This window comes from Bdellovibrio sp. HCB290 (assembly GCF_047305925.1).
GTDB lineage: Bacteria > Bdellovibrionota > Bdellovibrionia > Bdellovibrionales > Bdellovibrionaceae > Bdellovibrio.
Map to the genome: position 1 here is coordinate 3,445,785 of NZ_CP178620.1, position 19,309 is coordinate 3,465,093.

Below are 19,309 nucleotides of genomic sequence, written 5' to 3' on the forward strand. Positions count from 1 at the left end.
TATGGATTACTTTTGCTCAGCGTATTCAGCTTTAGCTTTTGTATAGGAATCAGTGATTGAATCCCACGCTTTGCTCATGCCTGTTTTCATGTGGCCCCAGGCTTTGCCGGAACTTTTCTTCAACTGCGCCAAATCTTTGGACATGCTTTCTTGCTTTTTCTCGAGACTATTGATTTGACCGTTCATCTCTTTTTTTGCGTCGCCTGTTTTAGCAGCGGCGGATTTTTTAAGCTCGTTGATTTCGTTCTTCATTTCCTCAAGATTTGCTTCCATCTCTTTTTGGAAAGCCTCTTTTTGTTCTTTGGAGTAGTTCACTGCGGATGCAGCGGCATCGGAAGTTTTCTGTTTAACTTCTTCAGTGGTTGTGGCGAAAGCCGGTTGGAATGCAGCAAGAACGATAAAAAGTGCGAATACAGATTTCATAGACGGTCTCCTCGTATTTCAAGGAGACCAGTTTACATGCCCTAGAGGCTCCAGTCCACAGGCTCTTTGCCTTTGGACTTCAGATACTCATTGGCTTTTGAGAATGGCTTCGTTCCAAAAAAGCCGCGATGTGCCGACAGCGGCGAAGGATGCACGGACTCAATCACAAAATGTTTTTTGCGATCCACAAAGGCCGCTTTCTTCTGGGCATAGGCACCCCATAGGATAAAAACCAGATTTTCACGCTCTTCATTCAGAACGTGGATAATCTTATCTGTGAACTGCTCCCAGCCTTTTCCCGAATGAGCCGCCGCCTTGCCGTCTTCCACGGTTAAAACCGCGTTCAGCAAAAGCACGCCGTGCTCCGCCCATTTCGTCAAGGAACCACTCTTGGGAATTTCAACTCCCATGTCACTTTTAAGTTCTTTAAAAATATTCAGCAATGATGGAGGAAATCGCACACCATCACGAACGGAAAAGCACAGTCCATGCGCCTGCCCTGGTCCATGATAAGGATCCTGCCCCACGATCACGACCTTCACTTTATCCAGAGGCGTCAAATTCAATGCTGCAAAATACTCATCACCTTGAGGATAGATAACTTTGCCAGATTTGGACTCTGCCTGCAAAAAAGCCGTTAGCTTTTTCATTGAGTCTTTATCAAGTTCGCTTTGTAATTTTGATTTCCAAGTCCGGTCGAGATTCATTTCAAATTCCGTCTCACAATGACACACGTCAATAGTCTAGGACTGCGATTCTAAATCAAACCTATTGGTTTTCAAATTATTTTTCATGCCGACGCCAACTTGACCAGACAAATTTAAGCCCCATTGTTAAACTGTTAATAGGAAAAGGAGGCCCGCCTATGACGAACCTTCAAAATCCCACCATTCAACTTATTGAGGAAAACCCGGAAGTTAAGTCGTTTATCTATCAAATGATCAACGAGTTTGATGGATTCGTAACTCCGGAAACAGTGGTTACAGTTGTGGCCCGAAATCCGAAAAAACTCGCGCTTCAGTATGAAACGGAAGGCAAGGAATTCAATCGTCGCGATTTGAGCAAATTATTTCGCATTGCGATTGTGCTGACCGAAGGCGATGCCAAAGTCGAAGCCGAGGGTGTTCACAGTGACATCTATCAAGCCATCAAACTGGCAAAGGACAATCTGATGTTGAAATTGGTAGAGATCCAAGACTCCGTTGTGAGCCATCAGGATCGCCTGGTTGAAATCAACCACTACCTACAACCACCTGTCCTGCACTAAGCTTTACACTCACTCCCTTCAGATGGAAGATCTCCACTGAAGGGAGTTTTTTTATGTCCAATCAAAATATGTCTTACCGCAATATGGGTCATTGTGGCTTAAAGCTCTCTACGTTTTCATTGGGTGGATGGACCACGTTCGGTGGCTCCGTCAAAGACTTCACTTCTATTCGCAGCATTCTTCACCACGCCTATGAATCTGGCGTAAACTTTTTTGATATCGCCGATGTCTATGCGAAAGGGGATGCGGAACGCATGATGGGTGGAGCCCTTAAAGAACTTCCCCGCCACGAGCTGGTTATTTCATCCAAAGTTTTCTGGCCGATGAGCGAAAATATCAATGATAAAGGCCTTTCACGAAAACACGTTTTGGAATCCATTAACAGAAGCCTGCAACGAATCGGAACCGAGTATCTGGATATTTATTTCTGTCATCGTTATGACGAAGAAACTCCCGTTGAGGAAACTATTCGCATCATGGATGATCTGATTCATCATGGAAAAATTCTTTACTGGGGCACCAGCGAATGGACCGCTGCTCAAATTCAGGAAGCGATGGAAGTTTGCGACAAAGGTGGATACTACAAACCACAGGTGGAACAACCTCAATACAGCTTGATAGCACGAGAAAAATTTGAATCGAATGCCCAACCGAAAGCGAAAGAATACGGATTGGGACTGGTCACCTGGTCGCCACTGGCTTCGGGACTGCTGACCGGAAAATATGATGGCGGAATTAGCGAGGGACGTCTTGCCCACATGGACAATCTGCGCGACACACTTTACACCGAGAAAAACATTGCCCGCGTGAAAGAGATGAAAAAATTTTCTGATGCACTGGAGTGTTCACGTACGCAACTGGCACTGGCTTGGGTGGCAGCTCAACCGGGAATGAGCAGTGTGATTCTGGGAGCGACAAACGTGGAACAGCTGCAGGAGAATCTGGGCGCTCTGAGAGTCCACATCACTCCCCAGATTGATAGTGAACTAAAAACTCTATTTTCTATCTAAGCAGAGTTGGTTCCTTATTGTTAACGAAACTTTTTCCAAACGCCTTTCGTAGGGGCTTGTCTTGTTATACTTTCCGCTGCGTTCAATAAAACATTCAGTAAATACGGAGCCCCCAAATGAAAACATTGATCTTGTCTCTTTTAACTTTCTCTTCAATCGCAGCGCAAGCTTCTTTCCTTGACGGCGTTACAGGTCCTTTGAATATCGGTGGCGATAAATGCGCGATCGAAGGTTACACTATCACAAGCGCATACGGCCAAAAGAAAAACACGGCTCTTACTATTTATCTAAAAGAATACATGGAAGGCATTGCTGAAATTGAAACAGCAATTCATTTTGGCGAAGGCAGTGGCAGCAAAAAGCACACTCAAGTGGAAGGCGACATTATCCCACTTCCAGTTACCTACCGCACAGTATGGAATACTGATGAGGCTGCGCGCACAAGCGAAATTAAACAATATGAAGGTGTCGGAATCGCTCTACCAGTTCTACATCACACTTTAAAACAAGTGGGTGAGAATCTTTATGTATGGACTGACAACCGTGGCCTTGAGTGCTACTTGAGCAGAAAATAGTTTTAAACAGACAGAGGGATTTTCAAGACAACCTTGGTCCCTCTTGGATGACTGGCGACAGGGACTTCCTGGGAGGTAATAACGATACTTCCCCCCATCATGGTTAGATACTCTTTTACCAAAGGCATGCCATAGCCTGTGCCTTTTTCGCCGTGGGTTCCTGAACGGGTGGTCGCCGCATCAAGACTGAAGATCTTTTTCAACAAATTCTCGGGCATACCAATACCATAATCCTGAATCTCGATGATCGCCATCGATTCGCTTGGGTAAGCACGCAAGTCAATACGATCTCCGGGTAAGGAAAACTTAACTGCATTGCTGATCAGGTTTGCCAGAACGACATTGCTTAGAATCGTTCTTTCACTGTTCACAATCATCTTGTCGCGGGTTAAATCCAAAGCGATCTTGATCCCTTTTTGAGTCGCGAAACCCTCCGATTTTTCCATCACTTCGTGAAGAACAATGGCGATAGAAATTGGATTTAACGGCATCAACGCTTTACCGTCTTTTACTGACTTTAAATGGCGAACCTGGTGCAAAAGATTATTGATATCATTCACAGCCCGCTCCATCTTATCCAATTCCAAACCACCGGGTGCCGTGTGTTCCTGGTCTTCGCGGGCTTTGATCAGATTGTAAGTCATCGCAGAAAGCGTGTTAGCAACGTCATGCAAAAGCACGCGTAGAAGATTTTCCACGTCCCAGTGCTTTTCTTGCAATCGCTTGGTGTATTTTTGCTCGCCCTTCAGATACAGATGAGTTGTGATCCCCGCGAAAATCAGAAATGTGCAGACGTTAAATGTTTTCTCGAAGTTATAGTTCCCATAAGTCGCAATGATGTTCGGACCGCCACCCTGAAAATTTAAGAGCCAGAACCAGCACATTGTGGAAAATACGATAGAGTAACCAAGAATAGCACCGCGAACGTTTAACAAAACGCCCATTGCAAAGGGAACCGATGCAAGCCAAAAAATGCCAGGGGCTTCAACACCTCCCGACAAATACAAAAGGTAAATCAACAACCCGGAAGCCAGCAAACTACAGGACAAAGCTGCGAAGGTATAACTCTTGTAGCGATACAGAAGTATCGGAGGCACCACAGCAGTCGAAATCCACAGCAGGAATAGTCCTGTGTTGTAATTTGAGACATGGTATTCAAAATTGAACTTCAGAAGGTAGACACTAGAAATCACCAGACAGATGAAGTAAATCATCTTCAGATAAAAGAGCCGCTTAAGATGTGCTTCCTCAGTTGAGACTTTAAACTCGAACATGCTGGCTGTATTCCAATTCTTTGTCTGCCTATTTATCGGTATAAGAACAAATGAACGGTAGAGTACTACATAGTTGTAATAAACAAACCAGACTTTATTCCAGTATGCAAAAGTGCGTACTTTTATTAACAGTTTCCGCCCACTGACCCTTGGTCCTCATTGCCTCTTGTTGATTTACTGAAAATTGCAATCCCCCTATTCTGACATAAACAAAGGATTGTAATGACTCCAGTAAAAACCACTCTCGAGTTCACCGAGCGAATGGCCGGCCATTTCATGTCAAAACCATTTGTGCTTTCAACCAGCAACCCTCTAAAAAAATCTGACTTTGAAAGCTTAGAGGAGTCGATCCCAAGGGTCCCTTTTGAGTTCACCTTGACGATCAAGGTTTCAGATCTGGACAAGTTTATTGTTGATCCACAACTGCAGGCCGGGGCTGATGGTACAATCACTGACTTCAGTATCGAGAAGGGACTTTTCAATCTTTTCGTACGCCCTGAAGCGAGTTCTGACCGAGACACCGCAAAGGAAATGCACTACACGCTTTTCTTAAGAGACCAACAAGGACAACCGTGGACCTTCTTTGGTTTTAAGGAAGTGATCAAAGAGGATTCCTTTGAGATGTGGGCCCAGACAACGACGTTGTACTACTATATCTGGGAGGGGCACTCTGACTACAATCCCGGTGAAAACAAAACGGCCAGTGGAATTGGCATTTTAAGAATTTCCGTCAGCGATTTTATCAAACAACTGACAACATTCAAAAGCAATGCCCCTTCAGCTATTGAGGAGCAGGAAGCTGTCGCCAAGTTTCTAAATGTCTTTGCCAAGAATCTTTGGCAATCCTATGCGCCATTTATTTTCACCACCACAACCGCACGATGGAACGAGCATTTCTATCCCATGAATACCACTCAAGGCGTGGCCATCGGCGAAAAAACCCTTCATCCAATAGACACTCCGGATGGTCTGACCATTTCGGTTCAGCGCTTTAAGGCCAAAGAGTCCAAAAACGTTGTTTTGCTTCTGCACGGACTCACCACATCCACAGATATGTTCATTATGCCGGAGCACCAAAATTTCGTAAACTACCTGCATAGCAACGGCTTTACGGATGTGTGGTCGCTGGATTGGCGCGGCAGTGGTCGCTTCACCTACAATCTGGCCCCGCATCGCTATAATCTGGATGATATCGCTAAGAACGATATTCCGACTGCGGTGGAGTTCATCCGCAAGCAGTGTGGCCCCGACACCAAAATTCACGTTGTCTGCCACTGTGTGGGCTCCATCTCCTTTATGGCATCTTTGGCTGCCGGGCATGTGAATGGAATTTCCAGCGTTGTTTCAAACAGTGTGTCTTTAACTCCGAAGGTCCGCTGGCAGGCATTTATCAAAATGCTCTTCGGCCCTGACCTTTTGGAATATGTTTTTGGTTACGCTTATATCAGTCCACGTATGGCGTACTTCCCGGGTCCTGGGTTTGGAAAATGGCTTTACTGGATGGAGCGCGGAATCCGTCACGAATGCAAAGAGCCTGCATGCCATCTGGTCAGCTTCATGTGGGGCTGGGGATATCCGGCGGCCTACGTTCACCGCAACATTCACCCGACGACTCACCGTCGCTTGAAAGATCTGTTTGGCGGCACCAGTTTTCATTACTATCGGCACATCAGAAAAATGCTTTTTGCAAAAGCTTCTGTTTCTTTTGATAAGTCGAAAAACTATCTGGACGAATGCCAAAAAAGAGATTTGCCACCGACGCTTTTATTGAGCGGAGCAGACAACAACATCTTCCCAGGATCCAACAAGCTCACATACGAGGCATTGAAGACCGGCAAGAACGCCGCCAATGTCGAGTATCTGGAAATTCCCGGCTATGGGCATCAGGACACCTTCATGGGGCAGTATGCGCACATCGAAGTCTTTCCAAAAATTCTGGCATTCCTGAACAGGCAGAAGGGTTAACATGCAAATCGATTTTCACCTTGGGGTCACTTACGTTCTTGCCCGCATGAGCGGATTTTCACCCTACGAAGCCAACACCATCGCCAGTAGTTCGCAATACGTGGACGATGCCGTGAACTCTGGAACAATTCTTTTTCAAAATCGTTCAGCCTATGAGTTTCGCGCCAGCGCCCACAAGATGCTGGATTATCGAAACTTCAAAGAACTGGCGAATCATCACGTTTGGATTCCCTTTCACTTTATTCCCGGCAATGAAGTGCGTGAAAACGGTGTCGACTCCCTGGCTCAGAAACTTGTGTGTCGCCCTAACAGCGTGATCGCACAGGATGTGGTAAAAAGCTGCGTTAGCAACTTCCACAAATCTTTTGGATATCACCTTCTGGGAGTAACTACTCATGCCTTTGTCGACACGTGGGCGCACCAGGGCTTTGCGGGAATCACTCACGAGATCAACAAAGTGAGTGAAATCTATGATGGCGAAGGTGCTTTGGATACGGACATGATGAACTATCGAAAAAAGTTCTATCGTAGAAATCCGTTCCGAAGACTTTACGACTGGGTCCTTTCCTTCTTTGTTGGTGAATACAATCCCATCGGTCATGGCACAGTATTATCCTATCCCGATCTTCCATATTTGCGCTGGAGCTACCAAGACTGGCAGGGACGCACCATTGAACGAAACAATCCCGCAGACTACATGCTGGCGGTGAAGCACGTTCTGGATTTTTATCAGGAGGTCCGCAAGGCGAACAATCTTCCCGTGGTTAGGATTTTTGATCAGGATCTTCGCAAAGTGCAGGAACTGATTGAAACCATCGATAATGAGGAAGGTGAAGAGCGACTGGCTAAATGGCGCGATCATATTCTTTGCGGAAGTTTTCAGTTTGGCACCGACACCTGGAAGTACGCCCCCGAAGGACCTGAGAGCTGGCTTGCCGAAGCTTTCGAGGAAATTGAATTCAATGATGATTTTGAACTCGAGAACGTTCCGTACAAAGAGGAATTCCTAAAATCAAACTGGAAGCTGATGCATGACGCTTTGTTGTTTTATCGCTTTACGGTTTTGCACGACGTTCTGCCTAAATATCAAATCTGTGTCGCATAAGGAAATGACTCTATGAAAATTGATTTCGACTATGTGGTGATTGGTTCCGGATTTGGCGGCTCTGTCATGTCCTGCCGACTGGTGGAAAAAGGTTACAACGTCTGCCTGCTGGAACGCGGTCGCCAATGGAAAATGCACGAGTTCCCGCGTCGTCCCAATGAAATTCAGGACAACATGTTTTGGGACCCCGAAGACGGCAAGTATGGCTTGATGGAATTTCGCGACACCCCTGACAGCGATGTGATGACTCTGACTGCCAGTGGACTGGGTGGCGGTAGCTTAATTTACGCCAATGTTCTTTATCGTATGCCCGAAGAATTCTTCGCTGGCTGGCCTGGTGGACTGACCCGACAAAAAATTGAACCGTACTATGATAAAGTCATTTCCATGATGGAGGCCCGTCCCTATCCGTTCAACACGGATCCTTACTATCAAGACACACCAAAAACAGCCGCTCTAAAAAAGGCCTCCCTGCAAATGCAGCAGAATCCTGACTCGCTGACTCCGGCGGAGTTCCAATTGCCGCCATTGGCTGTGCGCTTTGAAGGGGAATTTCCAGGGCACCAAACTTTGAATTCTCATGGCGCGATTCAATCCAAATGCAACAAGTGCGGCGAGTGTGACCTGGGTTGCAACATTCACGCGAAAAACACTTTGGATTTGAACTATATTTTCCGCGCCAGAAATCTGAAATCCGGGACAGGAAAACTGGACGTCAGAACTCAAGCTGAAGTCAGCAAGATCGAACATCTTGATGATCACTATAAAATCACTTTCCATGTCCCTCAGTTTCCGTCGCAGGAATTTGTATTGACGGCAAAAAAGGTTGTGCTGTCTGCCGGCTCTGTGGGATCCACTTCACTGTTGTTGAAGATGAAACAAAAAGGCCTTCTGCCAAAGCTAAATCGTTGGTTGGGTCAAAAGTGGTGTGGCAATGGTGATTTGTTGGGGACGGTGTTAAACACCCAAGACAACAATGATCCTACTAATGGACCAGTTATCACGGGGGCAATCAAGTACTCCATGAAAAACTATCCTGATGGATTCCCCCATGGGATGTACCTGGAAGATGCGGGATTTCCGAATAGTATCGCCTGGTATCTTTCAGGAAAGGTTCCCCAAGTCGAAGGCATCATGGGTGTGCTTTGCCTGGCTGGAACCACATTGAAAAAGTATTTCTGTAAAATTCTGCGCATAAAAACCAAATCCGAAATCAACGTGGGTGATCAATTCGCGGCCGCCTTGGATCGAGGAACCTTCACACGCAAAGCAATGGTTCTATTGGGCATGGGCCGCGATCGTTCTGATGGAGTAGTCTCGCTTCGTGAGGACGGCCAGACCGTGATCAATTGGGACATCAAAACCAGTGATTTGCATTTTGATCGCATGCGCGAGGAAATGAAAAAGGTCGCAGAAAATTTAGGCGGAACTTTTGTGGATAATCCACTGACCCATCTGGATAAAGTCATCGCTGTCCACCCTTTGGGAGGTTGCCCTATGGGCGACACTGCTGATTCAGGCCTGGTGAGTACTAATGGTGAGGTTTTTGGCTATGAGGGACTTTATGTTGTTGATGGAAGTATTTTACCAACATCCACGGGCACAAATCCTTCACTGACGATTGCGGCCGTTGCGGAATTTATTGCAGAACAGATTCCCGCCAAAACAGCACAACACAGCTTAAAGGCAGATCAAACTGTCCCATAAAAAAACCCGCTCGATGGAGCGGGTTTTTCTTTACTGATTCACTTCAAAAGCCAGAGGGAGATATTTACTTGGAGGATTCGCTGAAGAGGTATTTGCGGCCCTTCTTGCGGCATCCAGTTTCACCAGAGTACCGATGATATCCTGAAGTTTATCAAACGGCGCCAGGTTCGGTGGAAGATTCTCTTTCAACTCCATGGTCAGGACCGGAGTATTTCTTTCCATCCACATATAGCGACCCAAGCTGCCCGGATAATTCCCCAAAGACTTCCACGGAAGATAGTCAAACTTCGGTGGCGGAGAAAACTTCGGACCATCAAAATCCAAAACTTTCAGCGGAGTATGCACTGACACGATGAAATCAGGTTTGAAATCATCAATGTGGTGAATCGCACATTTGGTTTCAGGCTCGCTGCCACCCTCTTTACCCGGGAAACGACGAGGATTTTCTTTCGTCGATTTTTTCCAGGCCTCCACGGCACCCACATCCCAATCTTTTGTTGGGAAGTTTCTATTCACGTCAATTTTGTTGGCGTTAGTGCGTGTCTTATACTTCACACCGTCCGGATTCATGACGGGCACGACTCTCCAGGAATTTCTTGGATCGATATTCTCTAGGCGCTCCATCCAGTAACGTCCCACAGTTCCCGCGTGCGTTTCATCACCGTGGATCAAACTGATAACCAACACTTTTTTGGAACCCAGTTCATTGGACATTTTGTCGTAGTGATAAATTGGACGGCCTTCAACGCTGACACATTGAGGATCCATGACAACTCTTGCGCAGGCTTTCTGCAATAGTTTGTCATCCCACGCCCCTGGGAATTTTTTTAAATCATTCACACAGGTTTCTGAAAGATTGGTGAACTCTGCACGAGCAGTAGCTCCTGCGAGAATACATATTAAACTTGCTATGAGGTAACGAAGTGGCTTCATCATTTCTATCTATTATCCCACGTCTTTAAATTCTCTCAAGATGAGAAAATGGCTTTTTTTGATCCAATCTGAGAAACGCTAGAAAATGACTAAAGTCTTACCGCCAAACGTCCGTAATGTAAAAGGTGTGATTTTTAGCACCCATTGTTGTGTTTTAGGAGGATGGTATGGTTAACAAAGGTAGTTTTAGTTTTGTCGCGATGTTGGTAATAAATCCCGTCGTGATACTCTTCTACCAAAACTGCTCGATGACGCCTATTAGTCACGCGCAAAACACGCCTCCGGCGAAGGTTTCCCGCCAAATTGCATCTGAGGCTAAACCTGAGATTGCTAAGGCAGATTCACTCTGTGTTGAAGCTAAAAAAGAGTGCCCACGCAAAGAGTAAAATCCTAACTTTCAGAACAAATGAACCACTAATTTAATGGCCCCAGCAGTGAAAACCGCTGGGGCTTTCCAATTTATTTTTTGCGCAGCTCATAAACCACAAAACTAGACCATTTTCTTTTTGACTTACATATTATTTACACTGTAAGTTCATATGTAAGTATGACAAAGAAATTGCCCCTCCCATCACTGACACCCAAAGAAAAATCGGTTCTCGAGTACATCGAGGCCCACATCTTAAGTTCAGGTATTTCTCCGTCATATCAAGAAATTAAGGATCATTTTGGTCTAGCCTCGTTCAATTCGGTTCAGAATTACCTGAAACAATTAACGACCAAAGGCTATATCACCAACCCGGTGAACCAAAAAAGAGCCATCCAGGTGCTTCACTCCGCCTCAACGGTGCAGGAACACTTGCAAGCAAAAGTCTCGACGACGACGGGATCTCATCGCACTAAGCTCCTCCAGGCTCGTGACGAGATCCTGTCCCTTCCCCTCCTTGGGAAAGTGGCAGCGGGACAACCTATTGAAAATTTCAAACATGACGAATTCGTCGATGTACCACCTTCTATGGTTCGCAATCCTTCCAAGTCGTTTGCACTTAAGGTGCAAGGTGACTCCATGATTGAGGATGGAATCTTTGATGAAGACATCATTCTTGTTCAAGAGCAGAAGTCTGCTGGAAATGGCGACATCGTTGTGGCGACAGTCGACAATGAGGCCACTGTAAAACGCATTTACGTGCGCCCTCGCCCCGACAGCGGCACCTCCGACAAGCAAGTTGAATTGCGTCCATCAAACTCCACTATGAAGTCCATGTGGTACTCACCTGAACAGGTCGAGGTTCGTGGAATTGTTGTGGGTCTTATTCGCAAGTTCTAATCTCAATTTAAAACAGTTCTGCTCGCTCAGATCTTTTGTATCGCCTTCGGTCCTATTCGGACTGTGGGCTATTGCCTGTCTCCTAAGCTGCTTTCATAATGTTAAGAAACAGATAACCGGGACGTATCATGAAAATTTGCACGAGCAGCTTGATAATGATGGCATCGCTTTTCCTTGCGATGAACTCTTCAGCTCAAACGAATGAACAGCCAAAGAACAAAGCGACCAAAGCATCTTCCGCACCTGCTCCAGCAGTGGCAGCTACCACTACACCTGCGCCGTCGCCTACACCTTCTCCATCTGCAGCTCCGGCCGCTGAAGTTAGGGAAGCAAAAGAGTCTGACGACTACACACGTCCTCTTTTCTTTGCGGTGACCGAACCGAATGTTAAAATCAAAACACCGGTGATCGCCTACGATCTGCAGTCGGATAAGGGAAATTCCCTAAAAATTGCCGACTATGTTTTCAATAACGACTCCTTGCAGGCTGATGTTGAAAACAACGAACTGAAAATTTCCTGGGACACGACAATCATGCAGACCGGTGATCTTACGATCATTGACTCTTTTGGTAAGGAGTTGTGGAAGATCAAGGTTGATAAGTCCGGTGATTGGAAATTCAACTTAAAAAGCGAAAAGGGACCGCAATGGCAGTCCGGCAATCACTTCCGCTTCTGTCTTCGCGCTGATATCGATAAAGGTTTCACTGCGATGTGTACTCAAAATTATGGTATCGAAATCAATGGCGAGACCATCAAATTGGATTACACAAAATCGGATACCAAGCCACGAGTCATCGCTCTGAATGAAGAAAGAAAAAAACTAAAGGACAATATTGAAGTTGCTGTCGGCGCCCCGGTTGGCTTCCTGGCAACTTTGAAATCCGGTGCGACTTATGAATTTATGTCTGAACCGATCCAACCGGATCTGTGGGACTTTATTGAAAGCGTGAACAAGGGTGCTGTCACATTCAAGGGAGCATTGCCAGCACCGGTTGGCGACTCGAAAGTCACTCCGCGAATTATTTACGGTGCTATTACGAAAACTTTAGGCTTTCAAAAAACCATCGCAGAACCCAGTGATCTTTGGGAGATGGATGTTTCACTAAATAATCCACGCCTGCATTTCGCCGGTAAGTACGGTGGCGTCTTCACCTATGATCTGGAAATTAAAAACTATCCTAAGCAAAAGGATCGCCTGTTTGCCCACAAAGATGTTTTGCAGGGCACTTACAGCACCAAAGAACAAATGCGGGTCAAAGTCAGTAAAGACGCCAAAGTCGAAGGATTGGATCCCCTTGATGAAAAAGACAAGGACTCGGACCTTCGCACCTGGAAATTCACAGCGGATCAAAAGTATCAGCTGAATAAGCCACAGTTGTTGGTTTCCGAAGGAGATCCGGCGAAATCAGAACCTCACAAGGCCTACATCGAAATCTATCGGGGTGGCGCTGGTGAAGCGAGCGTAAGACTGAGCGGTATTTCCACCACTCAAGGCGGATCCACTTTCGTTGGCGAGTTTCACTTGCAGTACTGGTTCAATGATCTTTTTGACTGGCAGAACAATTATCTATCCAAACAGAGATGGGGAGTTTCCGCGAAATACTTCACCTCACTTGCGGATGTAACAGCGACAAAAGAAAATGATGAAACAGAAAAGGTCGCCCTGAATTCGACCGAAGTGGATTTGCGCTACAGATTCTCTCAAGGTCTGTGGGAGCGTGATGAAACTGTGGGCGCCATTGTCGCCTATGAGGCACTGACCATCGGCAACCAAAAGGCCAACAAAATGGGTGCCGGTCTATTCTGGGCCCGCTCGATGCCGAAGGCCTTCGACGATTTGTTGAACTATATTCCGTTCATGAAGTATCCGAAGTTTGTCGACATGGAATACATTCAGTTCTTTAGCTCCATGGACAGCGGGACAAAAATGGGTAATGACTTTGTTCTGAATTTCCACGGTAAGGTGCTGTGGACGAATAATGTATTCGGAGAACTGGGTTTCGGGATTAAGAAGTATGACTTCACCAACGCCGATGAATCCGGCGCGACACTTTCGACCTTCTATGGAACCGTCGGCCTGGGTGTGAATTTCTAGTTCATCAACAGGTTACGGGTTTGTAAAAAACAAAAACTGTTCCGAATTTTACCTTCAAAAATATACACATTCTCAGAGAGTTCCGCGCTTCTTTACATAAGGAAACGAACTCTCTTGAGACTACCTAAATTTTTCCTCCGGCCTTCCGAAATGATGGACCAATAATAATAAGGTACCTGGGGAGGAAAAATGATCTTACGATCTGTATTGGGAATTCTGGCTCTCACAAATATCGCAATGGCCGCGACAACTCAGATTGATGATTCTGATACAGGTTGGACCTGGAGTCGTATCGGATCTTACGCGGACGACGACGCCTATAAAAAAATCGCTCATGGCACCCACAACCGCAATGGCTATGGTCAGTATACATTTACCGGCACTGGGATCACTGTATATGGTTGGCAAGGGCCAAACGGTGGACAGCTCGAATTCATCATTGACGGTGTTTCACGAAAAACTGTTAGCGTCAGCAGCACTGTTGAACGCTACAACTACAAAATGTTTGAAATCTCAAACCTTTCAAAAGGTCGCCATACAATTCGAATAGTTTCAAAAAATACAAATTGGGTCATGATTGACTATTTGGTTGTTGATGATGGCGTATCGACTACGCCAAGTCCGTCTCCAACCCCAACAGTATCACCGTCTCCGTCGCCATCACCAGTACAGGATCCGACACGTTATACAGATGAGCGCGAATTGGTGGTGCGAACGATCGCGAATTTCTCGACAGCTAATGACGTAATTAAATTCCTGGATATGGCAAAACGAAATAATTTTAATATCGTTTCAGTTTCCATTAAACAGGACGAGGATGAAAGTGTTCAGTCCGGAACTGTTTTCTATCCAAGTAAAATTGCCCCGGTTGCACCGGCCTATAAAAGCTTTGATGTGATTGGAACCATCATCGCCGAGGCAGGTAAACGTGGAATCAAAGTGAAAGCCTGGATACCACAATTCCACGATCAAGTTGCCGCTCGAAAAAATACAAATTGGGCCATGAAAGCTTTGGTAAATGGGCAAATTGTTTCCTATCAAGGAAGCGATTCCAGCAGCCCCGAATACTTTGTGAATCCGATGAACATCGAAGTTCAGGACTATCAAATCTCAATCATTCGCGAGTTCCTATCCATGTACAAGGTGGATGCGGTTGCAATCGATTGGTTGCGTTTCGATAACTGGAATATGGATCTAAGCGACAAAACACGAGCCGACTATCAAGCTCTGTATGGATATGACCCTGCTACAATCAACTTCTCGCAAAGTTCCGCAAAAAGAACACAGTGGAATGAATACCGTATGCAAAAAGTTGCCGACTATACTGGACGAGTGAAAGCCGCCATCCAGGCAGTGCAACCAGTACCGTTGGGATCTTACACTCTGCCACCTGAATTTATTGAATGCGGTCAGAGTGCGAAGAAACTTGCCCAGCATCTGGATTTCTTCAGTCCAATGGCCTACTACGACGACTGGGGCTATCAGTTAAATTGGGTCTATGATTCAGTCATCAAAGATCTTGTTCAAGAAGTTGGAAGCACGAAGAAAATTATTCCGGCTTACAACTACTATTGGACTACCAGTGAGTTCAGACAAATTTACCAGACACTCAGTACACGCCATCCACAAATCCGAGGAGGCTCATTCTTCAAATACGGAAAGTGGAATGAATCAGACATGGTCAGTGCGGATGTAGGCAGTAAAAAATAAATGCCCTTAAAATACGAAAGGGAATAAGGCTCTGCCCTACTCCCTTTCAATCCCCTCTAGATATCTACATCAATGCTCTTAGCCGCGAGCGTAGCGTTTATTCACAGACTCGCGAATCTCAGCACCTTCGATGCTTAGACGAGTCCAAGGAATTGCGCGCAGACGATCTGGCTCAATTTCCTCGTCGGTTTCTTCACAGTAACCGAATGAACCGTTTTCGATACGAGCCAGAGCCGATTCGATTTCCATTAGCTGCGAACGAAGTCTTTCGTGCATGCTAAGGAATTCTTGTTCAGCAAGAACGCGAACTGTTTGATCGCCTTCATCGCCGCCCTTTTCCTCGTTCTGATCCAAATTCGATCGAGCTTCTTTTACCCTATTCAGGATATCCTGCTTCGATTGCAAAAGTCTTTGTCTGCATTCGCCGACCAACTTTTCAGAGATAGCCATACTGCCCCCCTCGTTCCATCGAGACTTGAGTGCCAAATTGGAACTGAACCATTAAGTTCCAGCCCTGTATTTTTTGCAAGCAAAAAATCTTACATCAACTTACAGCTATACAACTCATTGATAATACTAATATTTCAATGTTTGTGGACAATGATGCGTCTATGCTAAATACCCAGCTTTCTGGTACCCATGACATCTTCTTTCACATCATGCTGAGCGTTAAATTATACACCTAGGGCATTTTAAAGGAAATAGAGCGATGAATTGAACGTTAAGGATTCTCAGATTGAGACTAAAGTTGGCGGTTTTCTTGGATTTCAACGAAAGGCGACCTACTGTTACTTCGGTCGCCATCTGGCCCCTCTGCTATAGGACAGCTCCCCCGAGCTGCCTACAGACACTCAGAAACACGAATTAGAAGGTCTTGTGTACCTTGCTGAAGCTTTTCAGCCACCCTCTTCCCTTGCACCCCACGCGTGCGGAAAGCTTTTGCGGATGATTTCATGTCTTTTGTGATCGATTTCTTGGATGCCTCGCCTGATACACCGACCAAATTGTCGGAGTACTCTTCCAGGGTTGAGGCAAAGGTTTCGTGATTGCTGACCAGACTGTTCATGATCTGAGTCTGAGCCATCTGCATGGACTGCAATTCAGCTTTAAGTGCCGCACATTTTTCAGAACTCGCAGAAGCCGAGGAAGCGGCTGCCAGAAGTAAGAATGTCGCCGATAATAGAGTCTTCATTGAAGAACCTTTCGCTGAGATAAGGTTCTATTAGCAATGTCTCTGCCACCCCTACTCGATTTTACAGAGGGAAGAGGTGACAAAAATGGCTAGGACTTAAGAATTTTTTCAAACTCGTCTTTAGTGTCGCCAGTTGTGTACGGGAATAACAAGCGAGTCACATGGCGCTTACCACGCTCAATCGTGCGACGACCTGGCTGGCGCTCAGCGGACTCGAAGAACTGCAGAAACGTCGTCGACATCGCTAAAAGCGACTCAGCTACATACTGCATTTCATGTACGTCGTTGATTTTGACCATTTTGCCTTCACGCACCCACTGACGATACAGAATCACCATCAACTTCATCATTTTCTGAATATGGGCTCTCCACATCGTGGCAAGCTCAAGATCCTTGCGGCGAAGCGCATACATCTCGCGATGAAAAAAACGATAGCGCCAGTAAAGATCAAAATTGTCGTTGATGAAATCTTGTGGAGTGACTTTTTTTACGCGACGAGGACGCCATACATCATACGTCTCTTTGCACATGCGCGTGAAAAGTTCGACTAGAATTTCTTCCTTGTTGTCATAGTGGAAATACAGATTTCCAGGGCTGATATCCATGGCTTTCGCGATGTGATTGGTTGTCACAGCGACAACACCACTGCGATTAAAGAGTTCTATGGAGGTAACGAGGATGCGTTCTTTAGTCTTCATGGACTTAAGTCTTTAGTCCAATTTATTGCGCGAGTCACGCTCATAACCCTCAAAAGTCGCACTCTGAGCCAGTTTCCCGTGACTTCTTCTGAGAATGCCCTTGAAACTGACAAAAAACTGATGCTACGATTAAAAGATATGCGATCTAATAGAAAACCTAACTTGTTAAAACTATTCGTATTTTCAAGCGTTTGCGGAGTGGCACTTTATTCTCTGATGGGCTTCACAGCCTCTGCCACACCAGAAGCAAAAGCTGAAAAGCAACTTCAATCACAAATCGAGCAGCGCGCGCAGATTGCGCATGCACTGAACGATAAAATCAAAAACAACGAATTGCCTTCGAAGTTGAACCTGAAATGGGACGGCGATGACGAGCAATTTGCGGTCAACTACACGATTGATACTTCCCTGCAACAAGAGGCAGATCGCCTTTTGAAAGCCTACAAGCCTGACTACGGCGCGATCTTTATGATCGATGCCACGACAGGAGAGGTTTTGGCGATGTCGAGCTTTCAACGCGACAACCCAACAGGAAACAATTTGAATCTTCAAGCCACGTTCCCTGCAGCTTCGGTTTTCAAAGTGGTTACAGCCACAGCCGCTGTGGATAAGGCTGGCATCGAGCCTGAGCACAAGATCCACTACAACGGTGGCGCATACACTCTTTATAAAAAGAATGTCCTTTCTGATCGCGTGACTCGTTGGACGAATGTGATTTCCTTGAGAGACGCTTTTGCGCGCTCCATCAATACAGCCTTCGGCCGCCTAAGTATCGAGAATCTTCATCCAGAAGATTTGAATGAATACTCTAATCGCTTCATGTTTAACCAAGAGATCGCTGCCGACTTCCCGGTGGACATGGGCGTTGCCTACATCCCACCAGGCAAAGGCTTCGAAATGGCTGAAGCGGCTTCTGGTTACAACAAGCTAAATCGCATGAGCCCTGTGCAAGGCGCGATGATCGCAGCTTCGGTTGCGAATGACGGTAAAGTTGTTGTTCCTTACATCGTGAACTCGATGCAGGACAAAGAAGGAAAAACAGTTTACCAAGGTCACACGATGGAAAAAGGCATGACGATGACTAAAGAGTCAGCCGTTAAAGTTCGTGAGCTGATGGAACAAACAGTTCTGGCAGGAACTTCCCGCCGCTCTTTCCGTCCGATCACTAAAGATCGCAAGTATAAAGAGATCGAAATGGGTGGCAAGACAGGTCACTTGACTGGTGACAACCCTAAGGGCCGCGTTGACTGGTTCGTAGGTTACGCGCTTGAAGAAAACAGAAAGATCGCAGTTGCTGCGATCACAGTGAACAAAAAATTCTGGACGGTTAAGTCCGCTCACCTGGGTCAAAGCATGTTCAAAAAATACTTCGCCCCAGTGATCGCCGCACAAAACACAAAACGCAGCATCACTGCAGTAGAAAACTAATTACAGGTTTTACTTAAAAAATAAAAAGGCTGGATGATCTCCAGCCTTTTTTTATTCGTCTTTTTTCTTTTGTTCGTGGGTGATTTCCAGCGGAGTGACATCGACGACTTCGACGTCGGTCAATTCACGCTCTTGTGGGGCATCTTCGTTCATGTCCCTAAAGCCGCTGCCATCGTTGCGGAATTCATAATACTGAAATCCACCCGGACCGCCCGCTTGAGGGCCACCGCCGCCACCCATGCCACCGAAACCGCCAAAGCCAAAAGGCCCCGCGCCGAAGTTGAATACGCGAGCTGAACCGCTGGCCATCTTTTTCGCCATGTAAAGCTTGAATCTCCAAACCGCCAAATGACGAAGCCCCGGCAATAGCAATACCAAGCCAATCAGGCGAGTGAAGAACGTCGGCACTAAGAAGCACAATCCTGAAATAAAGATCGCCCCAGAATGTAAAAGCTTGGCTGCTGGCAATTGCCCGCGCGCCACGGTGGATTGCAATGTCATCATCGCCATGCGACCTACGGTGTTCACGATAAAGAACCCCAGCAAGCACGGAACAAAATAAAACAACATCGAATTAAAGAATCCAAAAAATCGCACCGAAGTGAAGAAAATAACAATTTCAGCAATCACCCACGGAAGTGGAATCACGAACATAAAAC

19 protein-coding genes are annotated in these 19,309 nt (G+C 46.0%); 11 read left to right on the forward strand and 8 right to left on the reverse strand.

Annotated features, from left to right (window positions below):
• Positions 1–6: 6 nt before the first annotated feature.
• Complete coding sequence (locus ACLVWU_RS16775; RefSeq protein ID WP_413576039.1) at positions 7–423, reverse strand: hypothetical protein; 417 nt, start codon at positions 421–423, stop codon at positions 7–9.
• Between the two features lie 41 nt (positions 424–464).
• Positions 465–1,130, reverse strand: coding sequence for a uracil-DNA glycosylase (gene ung, locus ACLVWU_RS16780; RefSeq protein ID WP_413576040.1), 666 nt, complete (start codon positions 1,128–1,130; stop codon positions 465–467).
• A 158-nt stretch (positions 1,131–1,288) separates the two neighbouring features.
• On the opposite strand from ung, the gene ACLVWU_RS16785 reads away from it, so the two are divergent.
• From ACLVWU_RS16785 to ACLVWU_RS16795, 3 genes are all read left to right on the forward strand, one after another.
• Positions 1,289–1,690, forward strand: a complete 402-nt coding sequence (locus tag ACLVWU_RS16785; protein ID WP_413576041.1) for a hypothetical protein — start codon at positions 1,289–1,291, stop codon at positions 1,688–1,690.
• Positions 1,691–1,743: 53 nt separating this feature from the next.
• Positions 1,744–2,700: an aldo/keto reductase family protein gene (locus ACLVWU_RS16790; protein WP_413576042.1), complete on the forward strand. Its 957-nt coding sequence runs from the start codon at positions 1,744–1,746 to the stop codon at positions 2,698–2,700.
• Positions 2,701–2,816: 116 nt separating this feature from the next.
• A complete protein-coding gene (locus tag ACLVWU_RS16795) occupies positions 2,817–3,275 on the forward strand; it encodes a hypothetical protein (RefSeq protein ID WP_413576043.1) in 459 nt (152 codons plus the stop codon).
• 2 nt (positions 3,276–3,277) lie between these two features.
• Here ACLVWU_RS16795 and ACLVWU_RS16800 read toward each other — a convergent pair whose 3' ends face one another.
• The gene (locus tag ACLVWU_RS16800) at positions 3,278–4,549 is read right to left on the reverse strand and encodes a sensor histidine kinase (protein ID WP_413576044.1); all 1,272 of its coding nucleotides are present in this window, start codon (positions 4,547–4,549) and stop codon (positions 3,278–3,280) included.
• A gap of 222 nt (positions 4,550–4,771) precedes the next feature.
• Here ACLVWU_RS16800 and ACLVWU_RS16805 point away from each other — a divergent pair, with 222 nt between their 5' ends.
• The 3 genes from ACLVWU_RS16805 to ACLVWU_RS16815 are packed head-to-tail and all read left to right on the forward strand — an operon-like array spanning position 4,772 to position 9,326.
• Positions 4,772–6,514, forward strand: coding sequence for an alpha/beta hydrolase (locus ACLVWU_RS16805; protein ID WP_413576045.1), 1,743 nt, complete (start codon positions 4,772–4,774; stop codon positions 6,512–6,514).
• 1 nt (position 6,515) lies between these two features.
• A complete protein-coding gene (locus ACLVWU_RS16810; RefSeq protein ID WP_413576046.1) occupies positions 6,516–7,619 on the forward strand; it encodes a DUF6765 family protein in 1,104 nt (367 codons plus the stop codon).
• A gap of 12 nt (positions 7,620–7,631) precedes the next feature.
• The gene (locus ACLVWU_RS16815) at positions 7,632–9,326 is read left to right on the forward strand and encodes a GMC oxidoreductase (RefSeq protein WP_413576047.1); all 1,695 of its coding nucleotides are present in this window, start codon (positions 7,632–7,634) and stop codon (positions 9,324–9,326) included.
• Between the two features lie 30 nt (positions 9,327–9,356).
• On the opposite strand, the gene ACLVWU_RS16820 is transcribed toward ACLVWU_RS16815, so the two are convergent.
• A complete protein-coding gene (locus tag ACLVWU_RS16820) occupies positions 9,357–10,262 on the reverse strand; it encodes a M14 family zinc carboxypeptidase (RefSeq protein WP_413576048.1) in 906 nt (301 codons plus the stop codon).
• 164 nt (positions 10,263–10,426) lie between these two features.
• Here ACLVWU_RS16820 and ACLVWU_RS16825 point away from each other — a divergent pair, with 164 nt between their 5' ends.
• The 4 genes from ACLVWU_RS16825 to ACLVWU_RS16840 all read left to right on the forward strand — a co-directional run bounded on the left by ACLVWU_RS16825 (position 10,427) and on the right by ACLVWU_RS16840 (position 15,332).
• Positions 10,427–10,645 (forward strand): hypothetical protein, encoded by a 219-nt coding sequence (locus tag ACLVWU_RS16825; RefSeq protein WP_413576049.1) that lies wholly within the window; start codon positions 10,427–10,429, stop codon positions 10,643–10,645.
• A 161-nt stretch (positions 10,646–10,806) separates the two neighbouring features.
• Complete coding sequence (lexA, locus tag ACLVWU_RS16830; RefSeq protein ID WP_413576050.1) at positions 10,807–11,526, forward strand: transcriptional repressor LexA; 720 nt, start codon at positions 10,807–10,809, stop codon at positions 11,524–11,526.
• 155 nt (positions 11,527–11,681) lie between these two features.
• Positions 11,682–13,622, forward strand: coding sequence for a hypothetical protein (locus ACLVWU_RS16835; RefSeq protein WP_413576051.1), 1,941 nt, complete (start codon positions 11,682–11,684; stop codon positions 13,620–13,622).
• A gap of 189 nt (positions 13,623–13,811) precedes the next feature.
• Positions 13,812–15,332 carry a putative glycoside hydrolase gene (locus tag ACLVWU_RS16840; RefSeq protein ID WP_413576052.1) on the forward strand — a complete coding sequence of 507 codons (1,521 nt, stop codon included), beginning with the start codon at positions 13,812–13,814 and terminating at the stop codon, positions 15,330–15,332.
• 78 nt (positions 15,333–15,410) lie between these two features.
• On the opposite strand, the gene ACLVWU_RS16845 is transcribed toward ACLVWU_RS16840, so the two are convergent.
• The 3 genes from ACLVWU_RS16845 to ACLVWU_RS16855 all read right to left on the reverse strand — a co-directional run bounded on the left by ACLVWU_RS16845 (position 15,411) and on the right by ACLVWU_RS16855 (position 17,222).
• Positions 15,411–15,782 carry a TraR/DksA family transcriptional regulator gene (locus tag ACLVWU_RS16845; RefSeq protein ID WP_413576053.1) on the reverse strand — a complete coding sequence of 124 codons (372 nt, stop codon included), beginning with the start codon at positions 15,780–15,782 and terminating at the stop codon, positions 15,411–15,413.
• A 391-nt stretch (positions 15,783–16,173) separates the two neighbouring features.
• Entirely contained in the window at positions 16,174–16,524 is a 351-nt protein-coding gene (locus tag ACLVWU_RS16850) for a hypothetical protein (RefSeq protein ID WP_413576054.1), read from the reverse strand.
• 89 nt (positions 16,525–16,613) lie between these two features.
• A complete protein-coding gene (locus ACLVWU_RS16855; RefSeq protein ID WP_413576055.1) occupies positions 16,614–17,222 on the reverse strand; it encodes a TetR/AcrR family transcriptional regulator in 609 nt (202 codons plus the stop codon).
• A 138-nt stretch (positions 17,223–17,360) separates the two neighbouring features.
• Between ACLVWU_RS16855 and ACLVWU_RS16860 the strand changes: the two genes are divergently transcribed.
• Entirely contained in the window at positions 17,361–18,650 is a 1,290-nt protein-coding gene (locus tag ACLVWU_RS16860) for a penicillin-binding transpeptidase domain-containing protein (RefSeq protein WP_413576056.1), read from the forward strand.
• A gap of 51 nt (positions 18,651–18,701) precedes the next feature.
• Here ACLVWU_RS16860 and ACLVWU_RS16865 read toward each other — a convergent pair whose 3' ends face one another.
• Entirely contained in the window at positions 18,702–19,304 is a 603-nt protein-coding gene (locus ACLVWU_RS16865) for an FxsA family protein (protein ID WP_413576057.1), read from the reverse strand.
• Positions 19,305–19,309: the final 5 nt, after the last annotated feature.

Coding starts and splice junctions, on each gene's coding strand:
- ACLVWU_RS16775 (WP_413576039.1), bottom strand. CDS start 423: ATGAAATCTGTATTCGCACTTTTTATCGTTCTTGCTGCATTCCAACCG.
- ung (WP_413576040.1), bottom strand. CDS start 1,130: ATGAATCTCGACCGGACTTGGAAATCAAAATTACAAAGCGAACTTGAT.
- ACLVWU_RS16785 (WP_413576041.1), top strand. CDS start 1,289: ATGACGAACCTTCAAAATCCCACCATTCAACTTATTGAGGAAAACCCG.
- ACLVWU_RS16790 (WP_413576042.1), top strand. CDS start 1,744: ATGTCCAATCAAAATATGTCTTACCGCAATATGGGTCATTGTGGCTTA.
- ACLVWU_RS16795 (WP_413576043.1), top strand. CDS start 2,817: ATGAAAACATTGATCTTGTCTCTTTTAACTTTCTCTTCAATCGCAGCG.
- ACLVWU_RS16800 (WP_413576044.1), bottom strand. CDS start 4,549: ATGTTCGAGTTTAAAGTCTCAACTGAGGAAGCACATCTTAAGCGGCTC.
- ACLVWU_RS16805 (WP_413576045.1), top strand. CDS start 4,772: ATGACTCCAGTAAAAACCACTCTCGAGTTCACCGAGCGAATGGCCGGC.
- ACLVWU_RS16810 (WP_413576046.1), top strand. CDS start 6,516: ATGCAAATCGATTTTCACCTTGGGGTCACTTACGTTCTTGCCCGCATG.
- ACLVWU_RS16815 (WP_413576047.1), top strand. CDS start 7,632: ATGAAAATTGATTTCGACTATGTGGTGATTGGTTCCGGATTTGGCGGC.
- ACLVWU_RS16820 (WP_413576048.1), bottom strand. CDS start 10,262: ATGATGAAGCCACTTCGTTACCTCATAGCAAGTTTAATATGTATTCTC.
- ACLVWU_RS16825 (WP_413576049.1), top strand. CDS start 10,427: ATGGTTAACAAAGGTAGTTTTAGTTTTGTCGCGATGTTGGTAATAAAT.
- lexA (WP_413576050.1), top strand. CDS start 10,807: ATGACAAAGAAATTGCCCCTCCCATCACTGACACCCAAAGAAAAATCG.
- ACLVWU_RS16835 (WP_413576051.1), top strand. CDS start 11,682: ATGATGGCATCGCTTTTCCTTGCGATGAACTCTTCAGCTCAAACGAAT.
- ACLVWU_RS16840 (WP_413576052.1), top strand. CDS start 13,812: ATGATCTTACGATCTGTATTGGGAATTCTGGCTCTCACAAATATCGCA.
- ACLVWU_RS16845 (WP_413576053.1), bottom strand. CDS start 15,782: ATGGCTATCTCTGAAAAGTTGGTCGGCGAATGCAGACAAAGACTTTTG.
- ACLVWU_RS16850 (WP_413576054.1), bottom strand. CDS start 16,524: ATGAAGACTCTATTATCGGCGACATTCTTACTTCTGGCAGCCGCTTCC.
- ACLVWU_RS16855 (WP_413576055.1), bottom strand. CDS start 17,222: ATGAAGACTAAAGAACGCATCCTCGTTACCTCCATAGAACTCTTTAAT.
- ACLVWU_RS16860 (WP_413576056.1), top strand. CDS start 17,361: ATGCGATCTAATAGAAAACCTAACTTGTTAAAACTATTCGTATTTTCA.
- ACLVWU_RS16865 (WP_413576057.1), bottom strand. CDS start 19,304: ATGTTCGTGATTCCACTTCCGTGGGTGATTGCTGAAATTGTTATTTTC.